Genomic DNA, 20,784 nt, shown 5'->3' on the forward strand with positions numbered 1-20,784 from the left:
CGGCGCTGCCACACCCACCGAACGCGCGGGAGTACGCGACCACACACCGACACGGCCAGATGCACGGAATCGTCCACAAGACCCTCAAAGAGTACGTCGTCGAGCGAACCGACGACGGCACCTGGGACACGGTCGTCGAACAATCCGGTCTCGAGCCGCAGCTATACCTCCCCGTCACGAACTACGACGACGAGGAGATCGACGCCATCCTCGAGACGCTGTCGACGATGGCCACGCAGGACAGACACGAGATCGAACGCGACTTCGGCCGCAGGCTGGCCCCCGAACTGCTCTCGACGTTCAGTGCGCACATCCGTCGCGACTGGGAGCTTGCGGACCTGCTCGCCGACCTCGAGGGCGTCTACAACGACATCGACACCGCCACCGAGGAGGCCACGCTCCCGGAACTCGCCTGTGCGCGGGAGTCGGATCACGCCATCGTCACGTACGACACGCATCGCGGCCACCAGTACTGCGGGCTCGCACACGGCATCCTGGACGGGCTGGTCGCGGCGTTCGACGCCGACGCGACCGTCACGAAAACGGCCTGCGTCGACGACGGCGACGGCGCGTGCCGGTTTCACGTCGACCTCGAGTGACTGCAGTGACGAGCGATCGGCGGACGCTCGAGGCGCATCTCGACGGCGACTCCACCTCTCCCTCCTCCTCACTCACACGCTCACTCGGCGGCACCGTCAGCGGCGGCGAGCCACCAGTATCGAGAGCGCGATCGCGACGGCGATCGCCGCGGCCGAGAGACCGAACCCGGGCACCTCCTCGAGTGCCGCGGCCGGGTCGGCGCCGACGCTGACCGTCGCCGTCCGATCCCCGACGCCGATCTCGTACCGCCCGCGCTCGTCGAATCGGAGGGGCGCTTCGACGGTCGTCGTCTCACCGGGCCGGAGCGCCACCGACCGCTCGGCCGCGATCCCGTCGACGGTCCGGAACGCGACGACGGCCGCGGCCGGTCGGTCGTCGTCGGCTGCGATCGTCGCCGTCGCCGTTACCGGCTCGCCAGGGTCGACGCTGTCGGGCGCGACCTGCAGGTCAGCGACGGTCGCGCTCGCGGGCGAGCGAACGACGGCAGTCAGCCGCTCGGCACCGACTCGAACCGTGTACTCGCCGGGTTCGGACGGCGTCCACGAGAGTCGGTGCGTCGTCCCCTCGTCGGGTGCGAGCCTCCCCCGACGGTGAGCGACCACCCGTCCGTCGACGTCCAGCGTCGCGTCGTAGGTCCCCTCGCGCTCGCCGACGTTCTCGACCGCGACCGGAATCGACACGGATTCGCCGGCCGGAACCGCGATCACGTCGTGGACACGGGTGCCGTCGATCTCCGTGGCGTTCCAGCGGGGCCACTCCCGACCCGCGACCTCGAGCGGCTCGGCACCGATCCCGTACGCGAAGTCGGCGACCGGTTGCTCGAACGCGGCCTCGTGTTGGCTCCGGCTCCACATCTCCGGACTCTCGTCCGTCCGCGTGTACCGCTCCGCGACGGCGCGGACGGTCGGTCCGCCGGCCTCCTCGATCGCCTCCAGGAAGTCGTCCTCGGTCACCGTCCCCTCGCCGGCGTTCAGCGCCCGGAACACGTCCTCGAGGGTCCGATCACCGTCGGTCGCGAGCCGAAGCTGCCGATCGATCTCGCCGGCGACGAGCGCCCCTTTCGTATACATCGTCTCCCGGTTCTCCCAGGTCGAGCGGTCGGCGAGGACCGCGTCGGCGTCGGGCGACTCCTCGCCGCGCTCGAGGAGACGGCTGAAATCGGCGAAGTCGGTCGCGCCGCTCTCGAGGGCGAGCAGCCCCGCGTAGTAATCGGCCTGGCCCTCGACGAGCCAGCTCGTCTCGGGAGCGGTATCGCCGTCCGCGTTCGAAAACCGCTGGCGGACGTGGACGTACTCGTGGAGCCAGACCGGGTTGGGCTCGTCGAGCGTCGCGTCGTCGACGACCCAGGCGTCCGACCGGCCGTACTGGATGCCACGCTTTTGCCCCCAGTCGACGTCGCTCGGTACCGCGACCACGAACACCTCGTCCGTTCGCGCCCCGACCGCGAGCCGGCCGCGCGCGTCCGCGAGGGCCGCGAGGATCGCGTCCGGCGACTCCTCGAGTGACGCGGCGTCGGGGACGACCAACTTGATCGTCCCGCCGTCGACGGCCCGCTCGTACTCCCGCACCGCGCCGAAGAAGGCGATGTCGCCGCCGGTCGCACCCGGACCGTCGACGGTCACCGACCGCTCGATGCCGACCGGTTCGGTCCGACGCAGCGAGAGCGACACGTCGGGAACCGCCACGACGCCCCAGTCGCCGGTATCGACGAAGGTGTAGCCACCCGCCGACCCGGCACCCTGCTCGCCGTCACCGCGTCGATCGGCCGGCATCGCGTACCGCACCGTCGGCGCGTCGGTCCCGCCGGTCCACTCGAAGGTCCGGTCGCCCGTCCGCTCGAATCCGGCGGTCGACTCGACGGTCGCGTCCGGATCGAGTTCGATCTCGAGTTCCGTCACGGGATCGGGCACGTGGACGGTCGTCTCCACCTCGAACGCGTCGGGGTCGGCCGGACGGTGCCGAAGGACGGTCGTCCGGTGGAGGACGTCCTCGGAGCCGCCGGACCCGACCGTCGATCCGGCGGTCGTCCCGATCGAAGGAGCCGTCCCTCCGGCCCGCGAATCGAGACCGCCGGTCGTCGCGGAGCCGGCGGCTCGCGCCGGCTCGAGTGCGGCGACGCCGGCCGGTAGACTCGCGACGAGCAAGACGACGACCAGGAGAGCGGCGAACCGAGATTTCACTAGCCATCGCTGGGAAGTCAGCACTCAAGACTTTTGTGGCAGCGCGACCGTCACGGTCGTCGAACGGATCGAACGGAGACGAACGACGACGTCGCAGTCCGTCAGTCGGAGGCTTCCGCCGCCGCCAGCGGTTCGATCGCGATCTCGGCATCCACCTTTTTCCGTTCGGATCGCTCACAGCGTTCGCGACCGCTCACGCAAAAACCTGGTCCAAAAAACGCCGCCTCGCTGCTCACGTGTCACATCGTTCCCCGTCTGCTCACGGCGGCTCCGCCGCCGTTCGCACGGCCCGCGGGACCCGAGGTCCCGCGCTATTCGCTATCCGAGGACTTCGCGTTCGCTCAGCCCTCGCGCCGCTCGGCGGCGACTAGTCCGACGCTTCCGCCGCCGCCAGCGGCTCGATCGCGATCTCCATCGTCACCCCTTCGACGTCCCACTCCTTGCGGTGGCCGTCCTCGACCGTGCGGCGTTCGTCCGCCCGAACCTCCTCGCTGATGAGCGCCTCGCGCTCGGCGACGAGGTCGGCGACGCGGTCGTCGTCGATCTCGAGGTCGAGCGCGATCCGCTCTTCCACGTCGAGATCGAGGTCCTTGCGCATCTCCTGGACGCGCCGGATGACCTCGCGGGCGTAGCCTTCGCTCTCGATGTCGTCGGTCAGCGAGGCGTCGACGTAGGCGACGCCGCGGTCGTCGCCGTCGGTGCCGAAGGCGGTGCCGGCGACGCCCTCGGGCGTCTGCGTGACGAACGACACCATTTCGTCGGTGATCTCCTCGCCGTCCTCGAGCGCGTCGTCGACGGCGTCCTCGATCGCCGCGAGGCTCGGCTCGTCGATGCGGGCCTCGTTGAGCGCGTTCATCACCCGCCCGGCGCGGTCGCCGAAGGCCGGGCCGAGCTCGCTCATGTCCGCCTCGGCGCTGTACTGCAACTCGCCCCAGCGATCGTCCGGCGAGACGAGTTCGATCTCGCGGGCGTTGAGCCGATCCTCGAGCAGGTCGGTGTGGCGCTCGACGGCCGCCGCGACGCGCTCGTCGTCGGCGGCGACGACGACTCGCGGGACGGGCCACCGAAGCTTGCGACCGGCCTGCTGGCGGGCGTTCGCGCCGGCCTCCTCGATGGCGCGCAGGATGGCGACGTCGTCCTCGAGTTGCTCGTCCTCCCAGTAGTCGTCGACCGCGGGCCAGTCTTCCATGTGGACGGTATCGAACCCGTCGTCGCCGGTCAGCGTGCCGTAGATCTCCTCGCTGATAAAGGGCGCGTACGGCGCGAGCAGGGCGACGCTCTCCCGGAGCACGTGGTAGATCGTCGCGTAGGCGGCCCGCTTCGAGCCGCTGTCCTCCTCGGCCCACATGCGTTCGCGGACCGCCTGCACGTAGAACCGCGAGACGTCCTCGACGACGAACTCGAGGAGCGCGTCGAGCGCCCGGTCCTGCCGGCGGTCCTCGAACGCCGCCGTCATCGTCGCCTTGGTCGACTGCAGTCGGGCGAGTACCCACTCGTCGATCAGCTCGAGGTCACCGTCGGAGCTGCGCTCCGACGAGCCTCCGCTCGCGTCGCTCGCGGAGACGTCGTCCACGTCCGCCAGCGTCGTTTCGGCGGGGTCGAACTCATCCAGCCGCATGTACGGCAGCGGGAACCGGAAGACGTTCCACAGCGTCCGGAGGTGATTCTCCATCGTCTGCATCCCGTCCCAGGAGAAGCGCATGTCGTCTCCCTGCGGGTTGTTCGAGAGCAGGAACAGCCGCATGACGTCGCGCCCGTGGCGGTCGATGGCCTCGTGGGGGTCGATCAGGATGTCCTTGGATTTGCTCATCGCGCGGCCGTCGGGCATCAGCGCGTGGCCGTGCATCAGGACCTCCGTGTACGGGCTCTCGCCGAGCGCGGCGGTACCCATCCCCAGCTGGGACCAGAACCAGCCGCGGGTCTGGTCGTGGGCCTCGAGGATGAAGTCGGCGGGCCAGAGCTCGTCGAACGTGCTGTCGTCCGAGGGGTAGTTTAGCGTCCCCCACGACGCGACCGACGAGTCGAGCCAGACGTCGAACACGTCGGGAACGCGGGTGTAAGTGGTGCCGTTCTCGGTGATCGTCAGGTCGTCCACGGTGTCCTTGTGGAGATCGACCGCCTCGGGATCGACGTCCTGATCGACGCGTTCGGCGAGTTCTTCGCGCGTCGAGACGACGATCATGTCCTCGTCGTCGTCCCGATCCTCCGGCGTCCAGACCGGGAGCGGGATGCCCCAGTAGCGCTGCCGGGAGACGTTCCAGTCCGGTGCCTCCTCGACGAAGTCACGGAAGCGGTTGTCGCGGGCCCAGTCGGGGTGCCACTCGCTGTCCTCGATGTTGTCGAGGAGTTCGTCCTTGACGTCCGTGATCGTGATGAACCACTGGTCGGTGACGATCTGGAGGATGCCCGTATCACAGCGCCAGCAGTGGCCGTAGCTGTGCTGGACAGTTCCGGAGGCGAGCAGCGCGCCGTTGTCCTCGAGGTCGGCCGTGATCTCCGGATCGGCGTCCTTGACGAACTGACCCGCGTACTTGCCGGCTTCCTCGGTGTAGACGCCGTCTCCGCCGACCGGACAGAAGATCGGGAACCCGAGTTCGCGTCCGCGCTCGAAGTCCACTTCACCGTGGCCGGGCGCGGAGTGGACGAGCCCGGTGCCGTCACCGTGCGTGTCGACGTAGTCGGCGGCGTAGACCTCGAACGTCCCCTCGGCGTCGACGTGGTCGGGCACCTCCTCGGCGAGCGGGTGTTCGTAGGACCAGCCGATCAGGTCCTCGCCCGACAACTCCTCGACGACCTCGTAGTCGTCGTAGCGGCCCTCCCGAAGCACCTCCTCGTGCTTCGCGTCGGCGACGTACAGCAACTCTTCCTCACCGTCGCTCTCGGCACGGACGCCGACGTAGTCGCCGTCCGCGTCGACGGCGACGAAGGTGTTCGCCGGAATCGTCCACGGCGTCGTCGTCCAGATGACGATCGAGCCCTCGCGGTCCTCGAGGTCGAACGAGACGTAGACGGAGGGGTCCTCGACGTCCTCGTACTCGACCTCGTTGTTCGCGATCGCCGTTTCACAGCGCGGACACTGCGAAATGGAGCGGTGGCCCTTCTCGACGAGGCCGCGATCGGCGGCCTTCGAGAAGCCCCACCAGGCGGCCTCCATGTACTCCGGTGCGACCGTCCTGTAGGGGTCGTCCCAGTCCATCCAGACGCCGAAGTCCTGGAAGTCCGACTGGAGGCCCTCGAGTTGCTCGTTGGCGTAGTCCTTACACTCCTGGATGAAGTTCTCCTCGCCGAACTCCTCGATGTCCTGTTTGTTCTCGAAACCGAGTCGTTCCTCGACGCGGGTCTCGATCGGGAGCCCGTGCATGTCGTAGCCCGGGCGGTCCGTCACGTCGTACCCCTGCATCCGCAGGAAGCGGAGGTAGACGTCCTTCAGCGACTTGTTCCAGGTGGTCCCCATGTGCGCCGACCCCGACGTGTACGGCGGGCCGTCGACGAAGAAGTAGGACTCACCGTCCGATCGGTGCTCGACCGTCTGCTCGTAGGCGTCGACGTCGTCCCAGTACTCGAAGACCCGCTGCTCGAGTTCGTGTGGGTCGTACTGGTCGTCGACCTCGCCGAACCTGCTCATACCCGACCTAATCGCCTCCGGCAGTAAAGAGGAATCGATATTGCGGATCTCGTGTTCCGGTCGCTCGAGCGAACGAGTCGCGGCTGCGACCGCTCAGACGTACTGCGAGAGGAGCTTCTGGTAGCCGATGCCGTACGCGCCGGCGTAGAGCATGACGCCGCCGAGTCCGGCCAGCCACAGTGCGATCATCGCTTCGCCGGCCCCGAGGTGCTGGAGACTCGCCTGTTCGGCGAGGACGCCGACGACCGTCAACACGCCCGCGGCGACGGTGTAGAGGATCAGCGAGAGCGATTCCGCGAGCAGTTCCGGACCGATGGATGTCATTCGTTCGTCCGTACCCACCCGTCGAAGGTAAACCTGTCCCCTCGAGTGCAACTAGATCACACGGTCGCGAGCGCGCCGAATCGACCGGGGTGAACTACTCCGCCCTACTCACTCGCCGCTAACGCGACTCGTTCCTTGAGGACGGAGCTTCCTGTTTCTACGACGCGACTTGCAGACACAGAACGAGTGTCCGCAGAGGTAGCAGTCTCCACAGGCGTGCCTTTGGACTAAACCGCTGGGGACGTATCTCGGATCGTGCCCGCGTCCGACCCCGATACCGACACCGATACCGATATCGATACCAACCCCGACGCCGAATCCGATTCGGCGACCGCCGAAGCACCTTCGTATCCGACCAGCCGCAACGTCCTCGAGCCCGACTGCGCCCGCTGTCCCGCGCTGGCCGAGACCCGCGAGCGCATCTCCTGGGGAACCGGTCCCGAAGACGCGAGCATCGTCGTCGTCGGCGAAGCGCCCGGGTACGGCGACCCCGACGCCGACCGCTGGCGGGGCGGCAACTGGACCGGCAAGGCCTACACCTCCCGTCACTCCGGCCGGCGGATCCGGCGCATGCTCGAGGAGATCGGCCGCGGCGACGACGCGTACTACACGAACGCCGTGAAGTGTTTTCCCGCGAGCGCCGACGACCCGACGAGCAACCGCGAGCCCACGGCCGAGGAACGCGCGACCTGTCGAACGCACCTGCTGACCGAACTCGAGGAGATCGATCCCGCGGTCGTCCTGGCGACGGGGAAACACGCGACGAAGACCGTGCTCGCGGCCGAGGATCGCGAACTCGACGGCTTTCTCGACAGCGTGCTCGAACCCGTGCGCTGTGAGCGACTCGACGTGTGGCTCGTGCCGATCCTCCACCCCTCGTATCAGGACGTCTGGATCGGCCGGCTGGGGTACGAGCCGGCCGAGTACCTCGAGGCGGTCGGCGAGACGCTGGACCGACTCCGGGGACGCAGAGCCGGTAGATAAGAGGGGCAAAACGGGGAGCGAGAATACAACGTCCCATTTCGTACTAACGGGGACGGAACACCAGTGATCAGCGGTCGAATATCCCACCCCGGTGATGCACCCGCCAGTGCCGACGGTGTTCCAGAGTGCGGGGCCGAGTACGCTCCGACGAGGAGGGCGACGCAGCCCTCGAGGAGGCGACGTGGCGGGACCACTACGACGACGCGACTCGGGCAGTGTGGGTCGGACTTCTGAACGCCGTTTCGGATGGATCGGTTCGACCGCTGCTCACGGTCGGTACTACTCGAGAGTAGTGCTCTCGGCCTCGGTTCGGCGGAGCCGCCTGCAGATCGTATTCGACAGTGAGCCGATCGGATCGGGGAACTCGGTGAGGATCTCGAGCAGCTCGAATACGCCGAGCGCGCCGACGCCAATCGCGGCGAGGAGGAAGAGTCCAAGTCCGAGCGGCGGGACGATCAGGATCGAAACCGGAAGTGCGCCGACATATGGGACGGCGATCACGGAAGAGATCGCCGATTCGAGGGCGAAGATTGGAACTGCCGCGATGAGTGATGCAAGGGTGATACGGCCGATGCGTGCATCGGCAAGCGGATCGAATCCGATCTTCCGCGCACTCCAGACGTGGAAAACCGTCATCGATGCGTATCCACTACTCGTCGCGACTGCGGCCCCGTGCATCCCGTATCGAGGGATCAATAGCAGGTTGAGGACAAGATTGATGACCGCAGCAACACCGGTAGCCGCGATTGGATACCGCAACTCGCCTTTTCCTTGACTGATCGCGAGTATCGGGCGAGCGAGTGCGAAGCCGAGCGAACCGGGAAGCAACAGTAGCAACGGACCGACGGGTTCCATCCCGTAGCTCCAGTAGACCGGGATGACGTCCGCGGCGAGCGCGGCGATCCCGATACTCATCACTGCAGTGAGCAAGAACGTATATCTCGTTGCCCTCGCAGCGAGCTGTGATATCCGCTCCGTCTCCCCCTGTGACCAGAGTTCCGACGTCGAATGAACGAAGACCGTCTGGAGGACGAGGGGAGCGAACCAGAGGAACTCCGCGAACTCCAGTGCGGCTTTGTAGTAGCCGACCTGATCGCCCCCGATCCATCCCTGTAGCATGAGAATGTCGATGTGGTACAGCGACATCAGGAGGAAAATGAGGGCGATCGACAGCGAGTTGAACGTCACCATCTCCATCCGAGGGAAGGTATCTGGTGGCTGATGGAAGACGTTCCGGAGAGAGTCGCGCCAGTGAAGGAGGAGGAGACCACCGACCGCAGCGAGCGCCGTTGCGACGATCTGGCCGATGATAGCGCCGATTACACCGGACCCAGTCGCAATGAGTGGCAACGCAACGAGCGGAAAGGAGATCGTATAGAGGATCTTCAGTGGTTCGGAATACCGCTCGAGGCCGAGTCCCATCAGAGACTTGCGTGCGAACTCCCAGTACTGTGCCGTGATCACGAGCACGACGAGGAGGTAGAAGTAACTCGAAAACCGGGGTTCGAACACGGTTGCAAAGAAGCCACTGTAGGTCACGCCCGCAAGAACGATCGCCCCGCCGATAGCGAGAACCGTTGCAGTCCGGAGATAGAACCCGATGACGGTCGCTTTCCACCCGTCTTCGTGTCGATCTTCGGCGACGTATTTCCGAACGCCATCGGAGATTCCAGCGCTCACGAAGATCATGAAGATGCCCTGAACGGCCATCACCGTCGCGTACTCGCCGAACTGCTCTGGGCCGAGCAATCGAGCGAGAAGCGGTTTCGATAGAAGTCCCACGACGAGCGCGATGAACTTGCTCGCCGAGACCGAAAGTATACCGCTTACAATACTACGATCCATGATCAAACCATCGCGGTAGTATTGTCTTCATTCGAAAGAATCGGTCCAGAGACCGTGACCACAGGTATTTCGGGAACGATCTCGAGCACCTGTACCAAACGTCGGTACAAACAACCGACTTATTACCCTATTGGTTTCGATTATATAAATTGACCATTAGGGGTAGAGTAGAACGCTTTCAGGTACTAGCGAACGGGTGTAACTAGGTTGCCACGGCTTTGTCGATAATCAGCGCGCCATCGATCGACCCGAGCCGTCGGCCGTCGTACGACCGGTCCAACCGGCGCGTCGCTACGGCTGCTGTGGCTCCGCAATCCCCTCGATCGACGGCGGCGCGACGTCCCAGCGATCCGCAGTGACGCCGTCGACGCCGGCCTCGTGGAGGGCGCGCACGTCGTCGACGGTTCGCGCCGCCTTCCAGGCGATGACGTCGAGCCCGCGGTCGCGGGCGGCGGAGACGATGTCGGTGTCGACGCAGAGGTCGAAGTGGGGGAACACGTGCGTGCAGTCGAGATCGACGGCTCGCGAGAGGTTGCCGTCCGGCTCCTCCCCGAAGAGGAGGCCGTTCGGAACGTCCAGACAACTGGCTTCGACTTCCGCGACCGCCTCCGGGAGGAACGACGTGATGCGGACGTCGGCACCGGCCGCCATCGCGAGTTGCATCGCGTCCGCGGCGACGCCGGTCTCTTTGAGTTCGACCTGTACGGTCGTCTCGTTCGGCACGGCTCGCAACACCGACTCGAGGCGCGGGATCGATTCGCCCGACTCGAGTACGTCCAGTTCGCGGAGGGCGGCCCACGGCGTCTCCGCGACCGGGCCGGCCGCGTCGGTGACGCGCTCGAGGGTTTCGTCGTGGAACACGACCAGTTCGCCCGATTCGCACCGCCGCACGTCGACCTCGACGGCGGGCAGCCGGCGGGCGGCCTCGCGGACGGCGAGGAGGGTGTTCTCCGGGAACTGCGCTGCACAGCCGCGATGGCCGATAATCTCCATCTACCGGGACCGCACCAGTCGACGGATATCAATATTCTGGTTTCGCGGCCTGATACGGTCGATATCCCCGAATGTCCCCGAGAACTGACTCCCGCGTCGGCCAACCAGTGTCGACGACCGGCTCGACGGCAAACTCGCGGAACGAGCGTCCGACGCGGCCCTCGTTCGGCGATCACGCACACCGAACCCGATCGGACGCGAGCCACGCTCGAGCCCGCTCGAGGTCGATCGGTCGGTTGATCTCGATGTGCCGGTCGGCCGGGATCGACACCGGTCGGGTCGGCGTCCGGGGGTAGACGCAGGGGTACCAGTCGTCCAGCCGCTCTCGGAGGGTTCGAATCGCCGCCGCCCGGTGGGTCCGGCTCACGATCCCGCATCCGGCGTGTCGATGGCCGTCGATGAGCCCGTAGGCCGTCACGCGCCCCGACTCGTCCCAGCGAATCGCCGTCTCCGCGTCCTGAAGTCCCGGAATGCAGCCGACGAGGTTGAGACGAGCGTCGAGGTCGTCGAACGTCCCCGCGAGCCGTCCGAGGTCGCGCTCGTCGACGAGCACGTCGCCGTTCAGGATCAGCACGTCGTCGTCGACCCGTCTGAGCGCCAGCAGTAGCGACGCGGCGTTCTCGTAGCGGTCCCAGCCCTCGAGGACGATCGGGTCCTCGGGCTCGTACCTGTCGAGGACGGTCTCGTGGCGGTAGCCCAGCACGACGCTCGTTCCGTCCACGTGGGATTCGAGCAGCGCGCGCTGTCGGTCGTACAGCGTTCGGCCGTCGAACTCGAGGAAGGCTTTCGGGACGTCGTCGGTATAGCGCCCCATCCGTCGGCCGCGACCCGCCGCGAGGATCACGCCGCGCATCGGGTCACCTCCTCGGCCGCACGCTCGCCGGCCCGTCCGTCCATCGGGATGCCGAGGGACGCGAGCCACGACGCGCGGCGGCGTTGCACGGCCGTGGGTTCGCCGTTTCGGTACAGGTCGTCGACGAGGTCCAGGTCGATCGCGTCCGTCGTGACGCCGATCCGCGGCACGTCGCGGTCCGGTGCGTCGATGTCCGTCAACTGGATTAGCGGCCGGCCGGTGTGGAGCCACTCGGCGATCGAGCCGGAGTAATCCGAGACGAGCACGTCGGATCGACGCATGCTCTCGGTTGGCGTCGCGGTCGCGTCGAAGACGACGTTCGGTAACTCGGCGATCCGGTCCCGACACGCTCGAGTAACCGAGCGGCCCGGCTCCTCGCGTCTGTCGGTCGGGTGGGGGCGAAAGAGCAGTTCGTAGGTCGTGTCGGCGAAGCACTCGACGACCGCCCGGGCGGTGTTCGCGTACGCGCCCCGGCCCACCAGATAGTTGGTCGGGGCGTACAGCACCCGGCGCGCTCGGGGCGGCGGCGCACCGACCAGCGCGTCGGCCTCCGGGATGCCGACGACGGCGATCCGCACGGTCGACGGTGCGGCGGCCCGGTACGCTTTCGCCCACCTCTCGCCCGGCGCGAGCGCGGTGGCGACGTGCTCGAGGATCGTCGCCGTCGTCACGGAGAGCTCTCCCCGACCGATCGACGCGCCGTGTCGCACGTGCACGAGCGGGTACTCCTCGTAGAACGTGAACCGATCGATGCCGAACCGGTGGTTGTAGACGACGACGGACGGGTCGATCGCTCGAACGTTGTCGTCGACCGCATCGGGGTCGGCCACCTCGAGTTCGTCGATGCGGTTGCTACAGCCCCGTGCGTCCGTTCGAACCGGGACGAACGCCGACGTAACGTCCACGTGACGGTCGATCGCTTCGAACGTCTTGCGCATGAACGGTCGCTCGATCGCGTACAGTACCTCGACCATGCTGTGAACCACCGACGAGCGCGCCGACCGGCGATTTCATCTCGTCGACGAAACAGAGCAACTGACTACGGATTCCGGCCGGGCCAAACGATACGCGCACCTATGTCGAGTAGGAGGTTAACGTTTACAGTGCCGTTCGGACGGGGCCGTCGAGTCAGTCGGATCGCACGGCGCGCCGCGACCGCAGCCCCCGCCGGCAATCGGCCGGTACACGAGCGCGGTGAACTGCGTCCCCGCGAGCGGACGGCGACGCCGCGAGCGGGTATCCCCGGCCAGCCGCGAACCCACCGCCGAGGAACGCACGACCTACCGGACGCACCTGCCGACCGAACTCGAGGCGATCGGCGAGCGACTCGACACGCTGTGTGCGTGACGATACCGCGGATATCGGCACGGGCCGATGTCCGGTCGATGCGATACGACGGAGGAGCATTCTTTCGGCCCCAAAACTCCGGAGCGGACCGTGGCTGGGTTCGATGACTTCCGGTGGGGTCGGTCGACCTCAAGGCCGCACACGGACGCGGTAGGACGGTTGCGATCGCGGGACGACGAGCGGGCAGAGACTCACAAGCGACACACCCACCCGGTTCAGTCAGGAGTGTCGAACCGTCACTCGACGGCGTCGAACTCCTCGCAATCCTCAGAGTGAAAGTACGTTTTCAGTTCGCGTTCTTTCCCACAGAACTTGCAGCGGTAGACTGTGTGTGGAGTGGTTCCATACCACATTTGATGAGGTTCCACGACGTGCGGACCGACCGTCTCGCTCCGAGATTCGCGACGAAACCGACTAATCCGCGTGAATACGCGCATACCACCGAAGATGGCGACGAATATCAGTATGAACCCGAGGAGGACGTCTTCAGGGACGTTGGCGTCAAATGGAGGGGTTTGACTGGGAAGCATTGCGCGGCTACGTATTCGCAAATATCTAAATAACTGCTGATTTCCTCATTACAGTATCCCATATCCAGTATAGGTATATCAACACCATACACCATATAATTTTTAGAACCCGATCCGGACGGCAGTGCGCCGTCGAACTGTCCGTCGTTACGGACGGTCGGCGGGCGGTCGAGTCGATGCGTGCAGTGACGCGAGGAACCGCCGAACAGATCAGTATCCTAACTCTTTTTACAATCGGTTGAGTACCGAAGAAACGCGCACGAAAGTGCGCAGAGCCGGAGTCCACGCGACCAAGCTAGCACTCCGGCTCCCACAACCCCCGCGTAGCGGGAGCAACTCATGCTTGACGTTGGCGAAATAAAGATGTGCCGACGTCCCGCCAATCCAGTATCATGGACTCGTGGGTTCCGAGCGAGGGTGCTCTCGGCTACGTCGGGGACGCGTAGTGAGATATGCATACGAAACTCACCAGACACAGCGACTGTGGTACCGACGACCGCACGGAGCCGGCTGCTGGCGCGGGTCCGTGCCCGAACGCTGCGTTGGCGTTCGCTGCACCGAGCATCGAACGCCGACCGAACGACGACTCGTGATGCACCCGACCATCGCCGCGGTACTCGAGCGCGTCGCGGCGCTCGAAGGTCGCAGCCCGACGGCGCTCCCGCCGCTGTACGACACCGTCGATCCCGAAGCACTCGCCTCGCTGCTCGAGTCGGACGGAGACGTCACCGTGTGCTTCGAGTACGACGGCTACCGCATCGTGATCGGACCCACCCCCCACGAGGTGGAGGTGATCGACGGGACGCGGTAAGGTCGGGTAACTTTCTTACCACGAGCCGACACACACTCGAGCATGAGTACGATCTTCAGCCAGATCGTCGAGGGAGAGATCCCCGCGCGAATCGTGTACGAGGACGAGACGACGGTCGCCTTCCTCGACGCCAACCCGCTGGCACCCGGCCACACGCTGGTGATCCCGAGAGACGAGCACGAGCGGCTGAACGACGTTCCCGAGGACGTCGCCGAGGACCTCTACGCGACCGTCCACCGCCTGGTCCCCGCCGTCGAGGCGGCGGTCGACGCCGACGCGACCACCGTCGCGTTCAACAACGGCGAGGCCGCAGGCCAGGAGGTCCCGCACGTCCACTGCCACATCGTCCCGCGCTTCGAGGACGACGGCGGCGGTCCCATCCACGCCATCGCGGGCGACCGCCCCGACCTCGCGGACGACGAGCTCGACGACATCGCCGACGACATCGAGTCTCGAGCCTGACCGGCCGACAGGCCGGACCAGCCGACCGGGCCGCCGTGACGTTTTTACGACCCGCGCGCGAGGCTCGCGTATGGCTCTCGCCGGTCTCGTCGCGCAGTTGCGCACCTACCCCGTCGCCGCGGCCATCGAACTCGGCAGCGTCCTCGTCTGCGGGCTGCTGTTCGCCGGGACGTTCGTCCTCCTCTCGAGCGGCGTTCCGACCGGACGGGGCGACCCGTGGCTGGGGTTGATCGGCGTCGGCGTCGCGTTCGTGCTCTTCTGGACGGTCGTCGTGCCGCTGTACGAGCGAACGCGCTGACGCGCGGTCGTTACAACAGCGTCCCCAACAGGAGATCCCCGTAGAGCAGCGCGATCACCAGTCCGACGAACACCGGCACGAGGAACGGCGTTCCCGGCGAGATCCAGACCGTCTCCTTCTCGGCGAGCACCTCGAGACCCTCGCGCAGCGTGTCGGGCGTCGTGCCGTAGGCCGAGCCGTCGATGTCGTCCAGAAACGCGTCCGCACCCCACGGATCGTCGACCGTCGCCCCCGTCGCCGACTCCGGCTCGGCCGCGTCAGCCGCGTCGGCCGCGTCGGCGGGAGCTGACTCGAGCGCACCGCCGTCACCGCGCACCGCCACGTCAGCGGTCACCGCGCCGTCGGTCGGCGGGTTCGGCTCGGCGGGCAGCGTCGCCGGATCGCGGTACCGCTTCGGATCGGCGCGCAACTCGGCCAGCGAGAGTCCGCGCCAGCGGAGGTACATCCGCAAGGCGTCGAGGTCGAGCCCGCCGCGGGAGCGCCCCGACGGCGTCTCGAGCAGGCGGCCGTGACTCGTCGGAATTCGCTCCCAGGAGACGGGCCAACCGACGAACATGACCGGCGCGATCCGACCCGCGGCGGCGTTGCGGACGGCGAGGGCGAGCGGGAGCGCGATCCCGACGAGGACGGCGTTGGTCAAAATCGTAAACGAGAACGGCCTGATAGTGGTCGGTTCTGCGAGCGAACTCGTCTCCGCAAGCGGGAGCGCCACTGACCCCAGCGCGTACTCCGGAACCGTCGGAAAGAGCACGGCCAATACGAGCAGTGCCTTCGCGTCGGCCCCGCCGAAGCCGCCGAACCACCAGAACAGGTAGGCGATGGGGACGACCAGCCCGAGGCTGATCGTCGTCGGGATCAGGAACTCGTAGGACCACGCGGTTCCGCCGGCGCTCCACGAGAGCCAGCCGTCCCAGACCAGCAGCACGGTCCCCAGCAGGGACAGCGGGATCCAGACGGTACTCGAGACCCGGCGGGTCTCGATATCCCGGTAGGCGGTCCAGGCGAAGACGGGGACGGCGACGAGTCGAAGCAGGTCCGGACCCGTCGCCGAGACGCCGGCAACTGTCACGCCCGTCACTCTCGGGCGAAGGGGCGTTACGTTTTCGGCTCGACGAGAAATTGGGTCGGCGACTCGAGGGTTACTGTACCGGGTGGTCGGCTTCGGCGTCCTCGAGGCGGCGGTTGTGCAACGCGTCGCCGGTGCGCCGGTCGAAGACGTGGATCGCATCCTCGGGGAGGTCGACCGTGACCGCGTTACCGCTCTCGAGTCGGCGCATCCCGTCGACGGTCGCGATGAGCGAGACGTCGGCGTCGGCGAGATCCAGATAGACGACGTTGTCGTCGCCCATCGGCTCGACGACGTCGATCGTCGCCGACATCGTGTGATCCCCGGTCGCCGACGCGTCTCCGACTTCGACGTCTTCGGGACGGATCCCGAGGACGAGGTCGGTCGCGTCGCCGAGATCGGCCGCGACGTCGGACGAGAGGGGGTACTGAAACCCCTCGTCCGCAGTCGCGAGCACGTCGCCGTCTCGCCGCCCGACGTCGAGGAAGTTCATCGAGGGGTCGCCGATGAAGTCGGCGACGAAGCGGTTCGCCGGCCGGTGGTAACACTCCAGCGGCGTCCCGACCTGCATCAGCCGCCCCTCGTTGAGGACGGCGATGCGATCCGACATCGTCATCGCCTCGGTCTGGTCGTGGGTGACGTAGATCGTCGTCACGCCGAGTTCCTGCTGGATCCGCTGGAGTTCGGTGCGCATCTGCGAGCGCAGTTTGGCGTCCAGGTTCGACAGCGGTTCGTCCATCAGGAAGACCTCCGGATCGCGGACGATCGCCCGCCCGAGCGCGACCCGCTGTTGCTGGCCGCCGGAGAGATCGCTCGGTTTCCGCTCGAGCAGGTCGCCGATACCCATCATCGTCGCCGTCTCCTCGACGCGGCTGTTCATCTCGTCGTCGGGGAGATCGGTCGATTCCTCGAGTCCGAAGCGCATGTTCTCCCGCACGGTCATGTGCGGGTACAGCGCGTAGGACTGGAACACCATCGCCACGTTGCGGTCTTTGGGCTCGCGGTGTTCGATCGATTGGCCGTCGAGTCGGATCGAGCCCTCGGTGACCGTCTCGAGGCCGGCGACCATCCGCAGGGTCGTCGACTTCCCACAGCCCGAGGGACCAACGAGGACGAGAAACTCCCCGTCCTCGATGTCGATCGTTACGTCGTCGACGGCGACGATTTCGCCGTTGCTATCCTGAAACGTCTTCGTCACGCCGTCGATCGTCACTTCTGTCATCTGTCGTATCTCTCGTAGCTCATACGGTTGCACCTTTCGCGAACTGTTCTCCGAACGCGATGTAGACCAACAGCGTCGGCAGCGCCGCGATGAACGCGCCGGCCATCTGGACGTTGTACATACTCTGCATCGAGCCGGCGAGCGCGTTCAGCTCCATCGTCACCACGAAGTTCTCCGGCGAGTTCAGGATGACGAGCGCGATCAGGAAGTCGTTCCAGATCTGGGTGAACTGATAGATCAGCGTCACCGCGAACATCGGGATGGACAGCGGCAAGACGATGCGACGGTAGACCCGTCGCTCCGGTGCGCCGTCCAGCCGTGCCGCCTCGAGGATCTCGTCGTTGAGGTTCTGGTAGTACGATCGGAAGAGGATCGTACAGATCGGAATCCCGTAGGCGCCGTGGGTGATGATCAGCTCGAAGATACCGGTTCGGTCCGCCAGCGTCTCGCCGACGATCGGAATCAGGACGAGCGTGTGCTCGAGGCCGACCAGCGACCACCCCTGTCGCAGCGGGACGAGAACCGCCTGGTACGGGATGAAGATGGCGGCGAGCAGCAGCGTGACGACGGCGAGCTGGCCGCGCCACTCCATCTTCGTGAGGCCGAACGCCGTCATGCTCCCGAGCAGCGCCGAGATGATCGTCGCCGGGATGGCGACCGCGGCGCTGTTTACCATCGCGGGGCCGAGCCGCGAGAGCGCAGTCGACCACGGCTCGAGCGTCGCCGCGTCGGGCGACGGCGGGACGAAGGGAAGGGTCGTCGCGAACGTGTTCCCGCCCTTGATCGACGTCATCAGTCCGCTGATCAGCGGGACGAGGAAGAGGACGGCGATCGCAGCTAGCACCGCGTAGAGGCCGACACGCCGGTAGTTCAGCCGTTCGAACCGCGATTCCGTCGTTTCCGCCGGTCGTGATTGTGCGTTGCTCATAGGTCACCTCGTCGGTACTGTGCGAACGCGTAGGGGGCGATCACGGCGAGCGCCAGGACGAACAGCACCATCGCAACCGCGGAACCGTACGCCCACTCGGGCTTTCCGGCGAACGCCTCGCGGTACATCATGATGCCGAGGATGTCGGCCGAAGGGCCCGGCTGACTGCCGCCGTAGATCACGTAGATGAAGTCGAACGCTTTCAGCGCGAAGACCATGAGCACGACCGTCGCGCCCATCGTCGCCGCGCGGAGTTGCGGGATGATCACGCGCCAGTAGAGCCGAACGGTGGTCGCGCCGTCGACGCGGGCCGCCTCGTAGTGATCGTCCGGAATGGCACGCAGCGCCGCGAGGTAGACGATCATGCAGTAGCCGCTGAACTGCCAGATGAGTGCGATGATGACCGCCCAGAGCTTGAACCGGGGGTCGCCGAGCCAGTTGGGAGCGATCGCACCGAAGCTGATCGTCTTGAGTACCACGTTGATGACGCCGTCGTTGGCGTTGTACATCCACTTCCAGAAGATGGCGGTAACGACGAACGAGAGGCTCATCGGCAGCAGGTAAATCGTCCGAAAGCCGTTGCCGAAGCGGATCTCCCGGTCCATCAGGATCGCCAGGAAGAGCCCGACGGCTAGCGCGATGACGGTAAAGGCCACCATCAACACGAACGTGTTCCACGTCGCGTTGCGGAACGTGGGGTCCCCCAGGAGTTGGACGTACGTGTCGAACGAGATGTTCGAGTAGTTCGGGTCGCCTAGCCCGGACCAGTCGGTCAGCGATATCAGGAAGTTCCACCCGATCGCGCCGTAGACGAACGCGCCGACGAGGAGAAATCCGGGGAGCCAAAACGGGAGCGACCGCACGAACTCGCTCCGACGGAGGGCGTCGAGCGTCGATCCCGACCGTCCGGGATCGGTCTCGTCCGATCGACCGAGACCGGACTCCGCGGCGTCGACGCCGCCGTCGGAGCGAAGCTCCGACGAGGGTCGCCTCGGACGGCTCGGCTCGCCGCCGTCGGCGCGAAGCTCCGACGAGGGTCGCGGTCTATCGGACCGCTCACCGCCGTCAGCGCGACGCCGATCGGACGAATCCGCGCCCGAATCGGACGACTGTCGGAGGGAGCGCAGGAGTTGCGCGATCATCTGTTCGAAACACCGTGTCGGTGACTCATCTTACTCGAGTGCGTTGACGATACCGTCGTAGGCTTCGTCGGCGTCCCAGTTTTCGGCCATTGCCGTCATGGCGCTCTCGACGTCCGACTGCTGACCGGGGGTAAACGCCAGTCCGTGTGCCATCGACGGCGGCTGCGCGTCGGAGGACTGGAACTGCTCGATCTGACGCTGGTGGAAGTCGGTGAACTCCCCGGTCTCGACGTCGTTACGCGGCGGGATCGATCCCTTCTGCTGGTTGAACCGCCGCTGTGCGTCCGCCGTCCCCACGTACTGCAGGAACGCGAGCGTCGCGTTCGGCGACGGGTTGTACTTCGGGAAGACGAACGAGTCCATGTTCAGCGCGTACTGGCCGTCCGTACCCGGGAACGGGATGTAGTCCCAGTCGTCCTCGAACTCGAACCCGTCCTCGCCGAGGTACTGCCCGGCGGCCCAGTCGCCGTTGTGGTGGAACGCCGCGTCGCCGCTGATAACGCCGCCGTTGGCCTCGTCCCACGCGACGGAGCTCGCATCGCCGGGGAAGTACTCCGAGAATTCGACGACCGTCTCGAGCGAACTGCGGACGGTCTCCTCGTTGCCCGAGACGTCGCCGCCGATAACCGACTCGTAGGTGTCCATGCCGCCCTCGGCCAGCAGCGTCATCGCCCACAACTGCACCATCATGAACGTGTCCGTCGACTGTGCGAAGCCGGTGTAGCCGGCGTCGTCGACGGCCGAGAGCGCGTCGGCGAAGTCGCTCGGACTCCCGAGGGACTCGGGGTCGACGCCCGCGTCTTCGAGCACCGACACGTTGTAGAACACGTTGTTGAGCCGGTGGATGTTGATCGGGACCGCGTAGTAGGTCCCGTCGATCTGGGCCTGATCCTCGGGGCCCTGGAGGTACGCGTCCTGCATATCGCTCTTCCAGACGTGTTCGCCGATGTCGAACAGGAGGTCGTCGTTGGTGTAGGTCGTCAACGCCTGGCCGGGCCAGATCTGGAACGTACTCGGCGGGTCGTTGTCGACCACGCGGCTCCGAACGTCCGTCTCGAGCGCACTGCCGCCCCCACCGGGCGAGTCCTGCAGTTCGTAGTCGATATCGGGGTGTTCCTCCTCGAATCCCGACATGAGAGCGGCGAGCGCGTCGGCCTCGCCACCCGCGGTCCACCAGTGACCGATCTCGAGCGTCTCGTACTCGCTCTCCTCGAGATCGTCGTCGAGGGCATCCTCGAGCGATTCAGCGGCCGATCCCCCACCACCGAGGCAGCCGGCGAGCGCGAGCCCACCAGCGGCACCCATCGCACCGAGAACGCGACGCCGATGCAGCATCGCGTCCGTAATATCATCGTTCTGTGACATGGTATATTCTACCGTGAGCCAGTATTATTCGTTCCCCGTAATAAAGGTAGTGTTATTACTTCACACACGAGTAAAGAATGGAGGTGCCGAATTCGCGGTTTTCGCCCGTTTTACGTGCCGAAAGCGACGGTCCGATCTCACCGGCGGCGTCTCCTATCTATATGGAAAGATCACTCGTAAGACAGCCCTGTTTTCCGACGGCGAACGTC

The 20,784-nt window shown here is 66.1% G+C and carries 20 protein-coding genes and 1 pseudogene; 7 read left to right on the forward strand and 14 right to left on the reverse strand.

Features of this window, described 5'->3' with window-relative positions; translation table 11 throughout:
• Positions 1–59 precede the first annotated feature (59 nt).
• Positions 60–599 (forward strand): heme NO-binding domain-containing protein, encoded by a 540-nt coding sequence (locus BMX07_RS10370; protein WP_090617499.1) that lies wholly within the window; start codon positions 60–62, stop codon positions 597–599.
• Positions 600–695: 96 nt separating this feature from the next.
• Here BMX07_RS10370 and BMX07_RS10375 read toward each other — a convergent pair whose 3' ends face one another.
• The 4 genes and pseudogenes from BMX07_RS10375 to BMX07_RS25635 form a co-directional block, all read right to left on the reverse strand.
• Positions 696–2,780, reverse strand: coding sequence for a CARDB domain-containing protein (locus tag BMX07_RS10375; RefSeq protein ID WP_090617500.1), 2,085 nt, complete (start codon positions 2,778–2,780; stop codon positions 696–698).
• 367 nt (positions 2,781–3,147) lie between these two features.
• Entirely contained in the window at positions 3,148–6,405 is a 3,258-nt protein-coding gene (ileS, locus tag BMX07_RS10380) for an isoleucine--tRNA ligase (RefSeq protein WP_090617503.1), read from the reverse strand.
• 93 nt (positions 6,406–6,498) lie between these two features.
• On the reverse strand, positions 6,499–6,729 hold the full coding sequence (locus BMX07_RS10385; protein ID WP_090618411.1) for a DUF8151 family protein: 231 nt from the start codon (positions 6,727–6,729) through the stop codon (positions 6,499–6,501).
• Between the two features lie 104 nt (positions 6,730–6,833).
• Positions 6,834–6,956 (reverse strand): annotated as a pseudogene (locus BMX07_RS25635) (RNA-guided endonuclease TnpB family protein); the annotation flags it as partial.
• Between the two features lie 28 nt (positions 6,957–6,984).
• Here BMX07_RS25635 and BMX07_RS10390 point away from each other — a divergent pair.
• Positions 6,985–7,713: a uracil-DNA glycosylase gene (locus BMX07_RS10390; RefSeq protein WP_090617505.1), complete on the forward strand. Its 729-nt coding sequence runs from the start codon at positions 6,985–6,987 to the stop codon at positions 7,711–7,713.
• A gap of 125 nt (positions 7,714–7,838) precedes the next feature.
• A complete protein-coding gene (locus tag BMX07_RS24390) occupies positions 7,839–8,006 on the forward strand; it encodes a hypothetical protein (RefSeq protein WP_175480117.1) in 168 nt (55 codons plus the stop codon).
• Here BMX07_RS24390 and BMX07_RS10395 read toward each other — a convergent pair.
• From BMX07_RS10395 to BMX07_RS10410, 4 genes are all read right to left on the reverse strand, one after another.
• Positions 7,993–9,558 carry an oligosaccharide flippase family protein gene (locus BMX07_RS10395; protein WP_090617507.1) on the reverse strand — a complete coding sequence of 522 codons (1,566 nt, stop codon included), beginning with the start codon at positions 9,556–9,558 and terminating at the stop codon, positions 7,993–7,995. The two genes, BMX07_RS24390 and BMX07_RS10395, sit on opposite strands and share 14 nt — an antisense overlap.
• A 291-nt stretch (positions 9,559–9,849) precedes the next feature.
• Complete coding sequence (locus BMX07_RS10400; protein ID WP_090617509.1) at positions 9,850–10,551, reverse strand: glycerophosphodiester phosphodiesterase; 702 nt, start codon at positions 10,549–10,551, stop codon at positions 9,850–9,852.
• 172 nt (positions 10,552–10,723) lie between these two features.
• On the reverse strand, positions 10,724–11,404 hold the full coding sequence (locus BMX07_RS10405) for an NTP transferase domain-containing protein (protein ID WP_090617511.1): 681 nt from the start codon (positions 11,402–11,404) through the stop codon (positions 10,724–10,726).
• Positions 11,392–12,378 carry a hypothetical protein gene (locus BMX07_RS10410; RefSeq protein ID WP_090617512.1) on the reverse strand — a complete coding sequence of 329 codons (987 nt, stop codon included), beginning with the start codon at positions 12,376–12,378 and terminating at the stop codon, positions 11,392–11,394. The genes BMX07_RS10405 and BMX07_RS10410 overlap by 13 nt, the downstream gene beginning before the upstream one ends.
• Positions 12,379–12,598: 220 nt before the next feature.
• Between BMX07_RS10410 and BMX07_RS24395 the strand changes: the two genes are divergently transcribed.
• Positions 12,599–12,751, forward strand: a complete 153-nt coding sequence (locus tag BMX07_RS24395) for a hypothetical protein (RefSeq protein ID WP_175480118.1) — start codon at positions 12,599–12,601, stop codon at positions 12,749–12,751.
• A 236-nt stretch (positions 12,752–12,987) separates the two neighbouring features.
• Here the strand turns inward: BMX07_RS24395 and BMX07_RS10415 are convergent, their stop codons facing one another.
• The gene (locus BMX07_RS10415; RefSeq protein ID WP_090617514.1) at positions 12,988–13,281 is read right to left on the reverse strand and encodes a hypothetical protein; all 294 of its coding nucleotides are present in this window, start codon (positions 13,279–13,281) and stop codon (positions 12,988–12,990) included.
• Positions 13,282–13,873: 592 nt separating this feature from the next.
• Here BMX07_RS10415 and BMX07_RS10420 point away from each other — a divergent pair.
• The 3 genes from BMX07_RS10420 to BMX07_RS10430 all read left to right on the forward strand — a co-directional run bounded on the left by BMX07_RS10420 (position 13,874) and on the right by BMX07_RS10430 (position 14,852).
• Positions 13,874–14,092 (forward strand): HalOD1 output domain-containing protein, encoded by a 219-nt coding sequence (locus BMX07_RS10420; RefSeq protein ID WP_090617516.1) that lies wholly within the window; start codon positions 13,874–13,876, stop codon positions 14,090–14,092.
• Between the two features lie 42 nt (positions 14,093–14,134).
• The gene (locus BMX07_RS10425; RefSeq protein ID WP_090617517.1) at positions 14,135–14,554 is read left to right on the forward strand and encodes an HIT family protein; all 420 of its coding nucleotides are present in this window, start codon (positions 14,135–14,137) and stop codon (positions 14,552–14,554) included.
• 70 nt (positions 14,555–14,624) lie between these two features.
• On the forward strand, positions 14,625–14,852 hold the full coding sequence (locus BMX07_RS10430; RefSeq protein ID WP_090617519.1) for a hypothetical protein: 228 nt from the start codon (positions 14,625–14,627) through the stop codon (positions 14,850–14,852).
• Positions 14,853–14,862: 10 nt separating this feature from the next.
• Here the strand turns inward: BMX07_RS10430 and BMX07_RS10435 are convergent, their stop codons facing one another.
• From BMX07_RS10435 to BMX07_RS10455, 5 genes are all read right to left on the reverse strand, one after another.
• The gene (locus BMX07_RS10435) at positions 14,863–15,921 is read right to left on the reverse strand and encodes an A24 family peptidase (protein ID WP_090618412.1); all 1,059 of its coding nucleotides are present in this window, start codon (positions 15,919–15,921) and stop codon (positions 14,863–14,865) included.
• A 70-nt stretch (positions 15,922–15,991) separates the two neighbouring features.
• On the reverse strand, positions 15,992–17,140 hold the full coding sequence (locus BMX07_RS10440; RefSeq protein ID WP_090617522.1) for an ABC transporter ATP-binding protein: 1,149 nt from the start codon (positions 17,138–17,140) through the stop codon (positions 15,992–15,994).
• Between the two features lie 19 nt (positions 17,141–17,159).
• The gene (locus BMX07_RS10445) at positions 17,160–18,068 is read right to left on the reverse strand and encodes a carbohydrate ABC transporter permease (RefSeq protein WP_090617524.1); all 909 of its coding nucleotides are present in this window, start codon (positions 18,066–18,068) and stop codon (positions 17,160–17,162) included.
• Positions 18,065–19,210: a carbohydrate ABC transporter permease gene (locus tag BMX07_RS10450; RefSeq protein ID WP_090617525.1), complete on the reverse strand. Its 1,146-nt coding sequence runs from the start codon at positions 19,208–19,210 to the stop codon at positions 18,065–18,067. Before BMX07_RS10450 ends, BMX07_RS10445 begins: the two co-directional genes overlap by 4 nt.
• A 30-nt stretch (positions 19,211–19,240) precedes the next feature.
• Positions 19,241–20,575, reverse strand: a complete 1,335-nt coding sequence (locus BMX07_RS10455) for an ABC transporter substrate-binding protein (protein ID WP_245742093.1) — start codon at positions 20,573–20,575, stop codon at positions 19,241–19,243.
• Positions 20,576–20,784 lie beyond the last annotated feature (209 nt).

The organism is Natrinema salaciae, assembly GCF_900110865.1.
GTDB lineage: Archaea > Halobacteriota > Halobacteria > Halobacteriales > Natrialbaceae > Natrinema > Natrinema salaciae.